Genomic DNA, 7,680 nt, shown 5'->3' with positions numbered 1-7,680 from the left:
GATGACAACAACTCCTCAATCGAGGAGGGAAACTCCGTTAAATGCTCCCTTTACGGCGATAGTCCTTGGCGATTGGAGTCAGCTTGATAGAGAGCAGATCGATAGTCTGGCAAATCAGATGCGTGTGATCAAAGCGCACTACCTTGAAGCGGTTCTGGAGCGAAACGCGCCCATACCGCCTTTGGAAACACTGGATGCCGTCCTGGTAGGGTTGTACGTAGCGCGAGATGTGCTGAGCGGTCATGATCTCCAAAAAAGAATGGCATTCTATGAAGCGTTTGCAAGAGTTCAGAAGACGCTGCTTCATGGATGGTCATGCCTTGTCACGAATTATCCGCTGGCCGAACAGCAAGAGCCGTTGCCTTTGGTGAACGCGACCGAGCCGGGCTCAGAGTCTCCATGCCTCGTGGATGCAGAAGTTCCCGTCAGACGACCGCGAGATGCCTTGTCCGGTTATACCTTGACAGATGAAGCTGCAGAGTACATACGCTGCTTCGTTAAGGAAACGCCTCTCGGGAAGTGGGGAGCAACAAGGAAGTTAGCTGAGAAACTGGATGTTCCCCCAAAAATCGCTTTGCAGTGGGCCACGCAACTTGGCTGCCGTCAGCCGATCCGCCGTCGCCGTCGCACCACTCAGCCCCCTGTAGAAACCGCTGTGCATGAGTGCCACGACGCCCACCTGCAGGATGCTGCCACGAATGATCAAGAGCCCGAGGAGAAGCAACGCGTGAGTAGCCGTTCACCACCAGCTTTGGGCGATGATAGAACAGTGAAACCTGCAATGCGTTCTTCTGGACGCCGTTCAGTGCTCCTTTCCGCAGATGATGAACGGCTGTTGGTGACCCTGATCGCGGCTGGTGGCGAAGCTGCACAAAAAGCACGTGAGCGCTTTGTCACGGCCAATCAGGGTCTGGTATGGAGTATCGCTCGCAAGTACGCGCATGCAGACTCCATCACCATCTCGTTGGAAGATCTCGTTCAAGAGGGCAATGTCGGATTGCTCCGGGCCATCACCACGTTTGACCCTGATCGTGGCCGTTTCAGCACGCATGCAACCTGGTGGATTAAGCAAGCCATCAGACGAGCTTGTGAGGAAAAGAGTCGAACGATCCGGCTACCGTCCCATGTTCATCAACACCTCTACAGAGTGCAGCGAGTACGAGAGCGGCTGGCTGTAGAACTGGAGCAAGAGCCAACACCAGAACAACTCCTCGACGAGACGCAGATTTCTGCAACACAGTTTGCGACACTTCAGCAACTCCCAGCAACGCTTTCACTGGAGCAACAGCTTTTCGCCGATGAGCAGGATGACCGCAGTATTGGCGACCTTCTTGCTGATGTGTCAACTCCCTCACCTGAAGAGGTTGTCGTAGAAGCGGTCTTTGCTGACGATGTTCATTGCATCCTGGCAGAAGTACTCTCCCCGCGCGAACTGCGTGTGATAGAACTGCGATTCGGTATGGGAATGGATGAGGAACAAACTCTCGCCCAAGCAGGTCGCGAACTTGCGGTCACTCGCGAACGGGTGCGGCAGATAGAGAAACGGGCCATCCAGAAATTACGCACCTCGCCGAGAGTCTCCGGGCTCTGGAAATAATCTCGCGCCAGAGCTAAAGAGACCTCGAAGACTGGGAGTTGTTCCTCATATTCGCTTTAGATACTGCGCGCTTCTAACAAAGCTATGCACGTTTTATCAGGCTTGCCTTCTTGAAGGCAAGTCTTTTTGTTTAGAAAGGACAATGCCTCGTGGAACAGCATGAGCACGAGATCAACACAGATATCGAGCAGAGCGGTCAACGGCTCGTAGAAAAAACGGAGGAGTACATGCTTTGCCTATCTCTGTACTGATTGCAAAAACCGTGTCCGCATCTCTCATTTGTTTCAGACTGAACCGGTCACATGGGAACAGGCGACGCAAGAGCACGCCTATTGCTATAGTTGCTATCGAGGCCTCGATGGCAGCGAGGAGAACTTTCATGCCTACTATGTCAGTCCAACATCCGACGGTCAACTTGTTCCCAGTGCCTTCAGCCTGCTGGAAATCGCGCTGGCCTGCGAAGCGCTCACCAAACCGCCGACGATTGCGCGGGTGTATCGGCAGCTCCTGGAGGATGGCATGGTCTGGACAAAGGATTCTGTCCAGGCAGCACTCCACGTTTTGTTTCCTGAGTCCATTCCCGCTGCCTTTGTCGAGAGACGGCGAGAGTGCAGTGAGGGGAAGGGGATACCAGAATGAATTTTGACCTGGCGCTCTTTTTCCCCGAGCCTCTCTCAGGTAATGTTCCCTTGTTCGACCGTGTAGATGCGGCTATCAAGCCTATTGCCTCGCAGCAGTTGCTAGAGCGCTGGCATCCCTATGAAATCGGCAGGCCGCATGCCAGTATAGAGCATCTGCCAATGGCCTTTATTGGCTCCGATGGCGTCTGGCACGAACGCGACGAGACACAGGAGAAACCTGCGCTTCGGCTCGTGAAGAGACGACAGAAGGCATTCGCGGCGATACGAGAGGAAGAAGAGGCCGCGCATGACCCGGAGACGGCGGCGTCTCGTGGCCTGGTCAGGTTCGCAATCTGGGAGTCTGAGCATCACTTTCCGCTTACTCCCTGGCGACGGTTGTGGCGCCAGGCACTGCTCGACCATGCAACGCAAGCGGTTGTGTTCGTTGCTTGTGCCAGGAGGATACCACTCAACGGACAATAGCCCCGTGAACCATTCCAAGGACAGCACACATTCCAGTGCTGTCCTTTTTCTTTTGTTTGAACTTTCAGAAAAAAGGAGAAAAATGTCAAAACACGCTCATGGAGCCAACTCCGAAATGCTGCTGCTTCTTGCCTGGTTGAGCATGCTTGACCTGCAGAAACAATTACGACAAGATCAAAGAGAGCAGCCCTGGAAATACCCAGATCGGGAGTCTTGGAACCAGCCTCGGCAACCCGTGTTTCCTGAAGAGTTGGTTCACGGACAAATAGCATTAGCGTTGGGCTGTTTCAAACGTGATCCCATCTACGGTCCGCTTTTTGAGGCACTCGTAGCGCATCGACTCACCTACATTGACTTCCCCCGCGTGGCATGGGCTCTTGAACTAGCGGGCCTGGCCAATCCCATCTGTGCCTTGTTTTTCTCGGATAGCTCCGAGTACTCGGAGCACCAGCAGAAATCCGAGTACTCGGACGAGACCGACGCATTTTGGCGTGTGGCGTCGTCGCATCCTCCGCTTCACGACCGCTTGCATCGCTTGAGCCAAACGTGGAACGCCGGTGTCTGCCGTGGTGCCCGCGAATTGCAATCGTTCTTCGGCTGGTATCTAGAGCTAGCGGCACGGCCTCTTCAGGTACCCTTTTTTCTCGTTGAACTTCTACGTATCAGCCTGCGCAATGTCGATTGGCATGTGATTGCAGCCAATACGCTGGGGGAACAACCGTCTACCGGCAAGGAGGGCTGTTGCTCGATGAGAAAGCAGGAAAGACAGGCTGGAGCAGCAGCCGAGTACTTGGGCGAAGTGTTCAGAGTGACAGGTGATGAAGCCTTAGACGTAGGCCAGCAATTACCAGAACCTGAACGAACACAGGCCTTGTTCCTGGCCGATCTTTGCCGTGAGACTACGAAGGCTTTGCGGCTGTTTTTAATCAACGGCGAAGCGCACTGAGCACCACCGGGATCGCTGCGTCCCTCTTCATTTTTACTACATCATCAACACCAAAGGAGAATCATTATGTCCATTCATGGTATGTCTACCAATGCTGAAACGCTCCTGTTTTTGGCATGGGCGACACGAATCGATTTGCGAGAGCGCATGATCAAGGTACACCAGGAGCGCCGTTCAGATGCGGCAGCACCTGAACGTGTGCTTCGGGGCGAAATAAAGTATAGCCAGCCTCCGGTGTTCGAGGAGGATAGCGTCTACGGCCCGGTCTACGAAGCGCTGTTCAACTACCGACTAGATCGGGTTGAATACTCACTTGTGGATTGGGCGCTACGGGGCGAGCATGCCGTGTATCTAAAAGCATCGGACGCAGCTGCTCCAAACGATGAAGATGACTATTCGACTCCTGAGACAGGGATACTCTGGCAGTCCATCGCTGAGGATGATCGCCTCATGTTTCGTGTCAAGAGCATCGGACGTGACTGGCATGAAACACCAGATCAGGTGGCCAATGCACTACGTTTATACTTTACCTTCCGCACACCTCTGCTCATGCGAACCCCTGAAAGCTGTTTTTTGTTTCACGAGTTTATCAGCATGAGCCTGGAACGTGTGAACTGGGTCGAGCTCGCCTCGCTCGTGCTCGACATTCCCTATCAGCCGGGAGCGATGCTGTCAGAGGAGGCGAAAGACGGGGATTATGAAGCCATGCAGCTCGCGCTGCTCAAAGAGATGGTCTGGCGCGGCTACGTCGATTTTGGCGAGTTCAGCAACCACCCGCTGTTTTCTCGCCAGCTACATGAGCTGTGCCTGAACTTGGCTGGTGTCTGTTATAACACCCACGGAGCACTTCGCCAACTGGAGGAGTCACACTCCATTTATGATCAACACATTCGCCAGAAGTAGACTGGCATTTTTTATGCTCCAGCGATGGAGAGGAAAGGATATACCCAATGCACATTGATTCTGTCGTATTGTACAGCGTTACTGACCCTGTGGACCTTCGAGAGATCGAAGATGTGATCAAGCGCGACGACGAGGAGGCTTTTGCCCTGTATGGTCCCTACTTCAAGGGCCAGAAGGGTAGCGCCTATCTCATCAATATCATGGATGTTGGCATGGGAAGCGATGCCCAAGCGTATCTGCAAGAGCGCTATGATCCGCAGGGCGGCATAGAGATCACTGGAACGGAAGATGAACTGCGTGAGCTTGAGTCTTTGTTTGACTCCCCCGATTGCCAGGCCTGTCGTCTGGGTGATCGTTTCCTTCTTCTTCCTAGTCGTGCTCTGCATGCTGATCTCGTTGTCTGCCTCATGCAGCGAGCGAACGGCGGAGGATACAGGCGTCAGGGGTGTCGTTTGATAAAGGCGCTGCGAAAAGGTATCATTATGCTCGGCTGGCCCTACGTGTACATACGGCACTGCTACCAGCAGGAGAAGCATATGCGCCTGCTCGCGTGGCAATCGCTTGTCGTTGTCTCCCTGTTGCAGTTTGTTCCGATCCTCATAGGTTTTCTGGCCGGCACCATCCTGTTTGGCTATCCATCCACGACCGGGCAACACGGAGCTGCATTGCTGTTCGCGTACCTAGTTGGTGGCCTGGGGATATTCCTTGCCTGTCAACTTTCATATGAGCGCGATACTGGTGAAGAGCAGGGGGATGAGGATACAGAGGTCACATTCGAGGGTTTTCCGCTGACTGATGTCGCTCTTGGCTTCATCATTGTAAGCGTGGTTCAGCTTCTCATTGGGCGTTTTTAGCAGCACGGTCGCTCGCCCGTAAAGAGCTGAAGTGTTCGCCACCGGGGTACCGGCGGGCGATTTTTTTATGTCCAGCGATCCCGCTCACAAGTTTACCGACCAGCAGCGGGATCGCCAGGCGATGGACGACTCCACCGAAGGTTATGAGTATAGCACGTTGGAGTGTCCGACACAAGGAGGACACACATATGGCTCGGCTGATTGTTGTCGTTGATGATTCTCCAACTATTCGTAAGATCCTCAAAGTAGCCCTCGGGCGTGAGGGCTACGAAGTAAAATGCTTCCATAGTTCGCATCAACTGCTTCATGCACTCTTTGTCACATGCGAAACGAGGATGCCAGATCTTCTGTTCGTCGATCTTACTCTTCCAGGTATGGACGGCTTTGAGGTAATAAAGAGCGTGCGGGCTCATCCGGCAGGCGTTTCTCTTCCCATTTTCATCATCAGCGGGCGACGTGGCCTCGTGAATCGCTTGCGTGCGTGGCGATCTGGAGCAGATGAGTACATCACCAAACCTTTCAAAGTTCAGGAGATTGTGAGGCTTATCCGGCAGCACCTGCCATCTGGACCCTGTTGATAGAGGGAAGGTGATTTTCCTCAAAAGTTTTTCTAGAAGTGACGCGAGCCAGGGCAACCTGGCTCGCATTTTTTGTTTGGAGAACGGAGAGACCTATGAAAGAGGCAAAAGCAATCGAACAGATATGGCATCACATCTATGCGACTGGTGTTGGCGATACGCTGATGGGCCTAGATCTCATTAGCTACTTCTTCATTCTCAAAGCTCTTGAGGAACGCTCATTTCGGCTCGGCGCACAGGACACGCTGTTCGTCGATGATCAGGCCGAGGCCTGCCATTGGAGCATCATTAAACAGATGGCGAGTCTAGATCCTCACGAGTGCTGTCAACACCTGCGGACGCATGTTGTACGCTGGCTTCGTTCACTCGATCCGGAATCATGCCTGTCCGATGCCGATCAGGCATTTGTCCGCGTGGAGCCGAATATTCTCTATCGGCTGATGGATGCTGTTGATCTGCTGTGTGAAGAGAGCCTTACTCTGCAGGATGCGTTTGAAGCAGTGCTTCTCTGGGCGGAAAGGGAAGGAGCGTTTCAGCCCAAAGCTGGCCAGATCATGACCCCTCTGCATATTGCGTATCTGATGGCGGATCTGGCGCGCCCTCAGACCCACGAGCGTATCATCGACGCGAGCTGCGGTATCGGAAATCTCCTGGTCGCCGCCGGGCAGCACATGCAACATTCTCACACCTCCCCCTTATGGCTTCTTGATACTGGACGCATCTTATCCCAGGAGGTCGGAAGTGGCGTGCGGGAAGGAGCGCTTCTCGGCTTCGACTTTAATTCGATGATGCTTCCTCCCTGTTATGCGCATCTCCTTTTATGCGGTGCAGACAGGCCGTATGTTCGCTGTAGCGATGCTTTGGGAAGTGTTTTCAACCAGCGGCTGACCAATCATGAGTTGGGCACCATTGATGTCTTGCTCGGAAACCCGCCCTTTGGTACCTACACAGATGTGCCAGATCTCGGTGCAACGCTGCGCCAGGCGGGGACACTGGAGAGCGAACTGCTGTTTGTCGAGCTTACATTGCAGCTTCTGCGAGATGGTGGCCGCGCGGTTGTCCTGGTACCAGAAGGAGTCGTACGCAATTCATCGCAGGCCGCCGTCGCGCTACGGAAGAAGTTGGTGCAGGAGCACCAGTTGAAGGCGGTCGTCTCGCTTCCTCCGGGGGTGTTTCTCCCCCAGGCCAACGTGAAAACCTCACTCTTGCTTTTTCACAAAGGCGGATATACCGGCGATGATGTGTTGTTTTATCGGGTTTCTGCGGATGGATACACCTTTGACGCAAAACGCCAAGCCACTCCCACGAAGAACGATTTATGGGATGTGCGCACACAATATGCTGTCGTTTCAGGACAGATACCGCCTCTACCGGAACTCACAGACGCCAGTTGGTGGGCAACGTACTCATCAGACAATCGGTATCCAGGCACGCGGTATGTTATGCCCTCCATGGAGGAAGTGGACGTGAACCCGGCAACGGGAGGCCGCGTACCGCCGTTTCGGCGCATCACCGGTTTTACAGAGACGGGGGCCTTAGCGGAACGATCCTGGTTCGTCTCAATAGAAGAAATCGAGGCCAGTGGAAATCACTCGCTGTGTGCTGATACCTATAGGGAGAATACCGATACTCGCCAGCAGAAGGGTGGCCGGCGGGCGAAGTTTTATTGAGCCATTGGCTTGACTTGTGGCCTGTAAAT

The 7,680-nt window shown here is 53.9% G+C and carries 9 protein-coding genes; all 9 read left to right on the top strand.

Features of this window, described 5'->3' with window-relative positions; all coding sequences use genetic code 11:
• Positions 1-1,597: sigma-70 family RNA polymerase sigma factor (locus EL633_RS36120; protein WP_126632173.1), on the top strand; the 1,597-nt coding region annotated here is incomplete at its 5' end.
• A 279-nt stretch (positions 1,598-1,876) separates the two neighbouring features.
• Positions 1,877-2,236 (top strand): hypothetical protein, encoded by a 360-nt coding sequence (locus EL633_RS36115; protein WP_126632172.1) that lies wholly within the window; start codon positions 1,877-1,879, stop codon positions 2,234-2,236.
• Positions 2,233-2,700: a hypothetical protein gene (locus tag EL633_RS36110; RefSeq protein WP_126632171.1), complete on the top strand. Its 468-nt coding sequence runs from the start codon at positions 2,233-2,235 to the stop codon at positions 2,698-2,700. Before EL633_RS36115 ends, EL633_RS36110 begins: the two co-directional genes overlap by 4 nt.
• Positions 2,701-2,782: 82 nt before the next feature.
• Positions 2,783-3,646: a hypothetical protein gene (locus EL633_RS36105; RefSeq protein ID WP_126632170.1), complete on the top strand. Its 864-nt coding sequence runs from the start codon at positions 2,783-2,785 to the stop codon at positions 3,644-3,646.
• A 66-nt stretch (positions 3,647-3,712) separates the two neighbouring features.
• A complete protein-coding gene (locus EL633_RS36100; protein ID WP_126632169.1) occupies positions 3,713-4,549 on the top strand; it encodes a hypothetical protein in 837 nt (278 codons plus the stop codon).
• 47 nt (positions 4,550-4,596) lie between these two features.
• Complete coding sequence (locus tag EL633_RS36095) at positions 4,597-5,403, top strand: hypothetical protein (protein ID WP_126632168.1); 807 nt, start codon at positions 4,597-4,599, stop codon at positions 5,401-5,403.
• 31 nt (positions 5,404-5,434) lie between these two features.
• On the top strand, positions 5,435-5,617 hold the full coding sequence (locus EL633_RS36915; protein ID WP_161982735.1) for a hypothetical protein: 183 nt from the start codon (positions 5,435-5,437) through the stop codon (positions 5,615-5,617).
• Complete coding sequence (locus EL633_RS36090; RefSeq protein ID WP_161982734.1) at positions 5,592-5,981, top strand: response regulator; 390 nt, start codon at positions 5,592-5,594, stop codon at positions 5,979-5,981. Before EL633_RS36915 ends, EL633_RS36090 begins: the two co-directional genes overlap by 26 nt.
• Positions 5,982-6,145: 164 nt before the next feature.
• On the top strand, positions 6,146-7,651 hold the full coding sequence (locus EL633_RS36085; protein WP_161982733.1) for an HsdM family class I SAM-dependent methyltransferase: 1,506 nt from the start codon (positions 6,146-6,148) through the stop codon (positions 7,649-7,651).
• Positions 7,652-7,680: the final 29 nt, after the last annotated feature.

The organism is Dictyobacter alpinus (genome assembly GCF_003967575.1).
GTDB lineage: Bacteria > Chloroflexota > Ktedonobacteria > Ktedonobacterales > Ktedonobacteraceae > Dictyobacter > Dictyobacter alpinus.
Note: the sequence above shows the minus strand (reverse complement) of the source record. Positions and strands in the feature narration are given on the sequence as shown.

Bases quoted from the DNA above. Each gene is read 5' to 3' on its own strand.
- EL633_RS36110 (WP_126632171.1), top strand. From the start codon at position 2,233: ATGAATTTTGACCTGGCGCTCTTTTTCCCCGAGCCTCTCTCAGGTAAT.
- EL633_RS36105 (WP_126632170.1), top strand. From the start codon at position 2,783: ATGTCAAAACACGCTCATGGAGCCAACTCCGAAATGCTGCTGCTTCTT.
- EL633_RS36100 (WP_126632169.1), top strand. From the start codon at position 3,713: ATGTCCATTCATGGTATGTCTACCAATGCTGAAACGCTCCTGTTTTTG.
- EL633_RS36095 (WP_126632168.1), top strand. From the start codon at position 4,597: ATGCACATTGATTCTGTCGTATTGTACAGCGTTACTGACCCTGTGGAC.
- EL633_RS36090 (WP_161982734.1), top strand. From the start codon at position 5,592: ATGGCTCGGCTGATTGTTGTCGTTGATGATTCTCCAACTATTCGTAAG.
- EL633_RS36085 (WP_161982733.1), top strand. From the start codon at position 6,146: ATGGGCCTAGATCTCATTAGCTACTTCTTCATTCTCAAAGCTCTTGAG.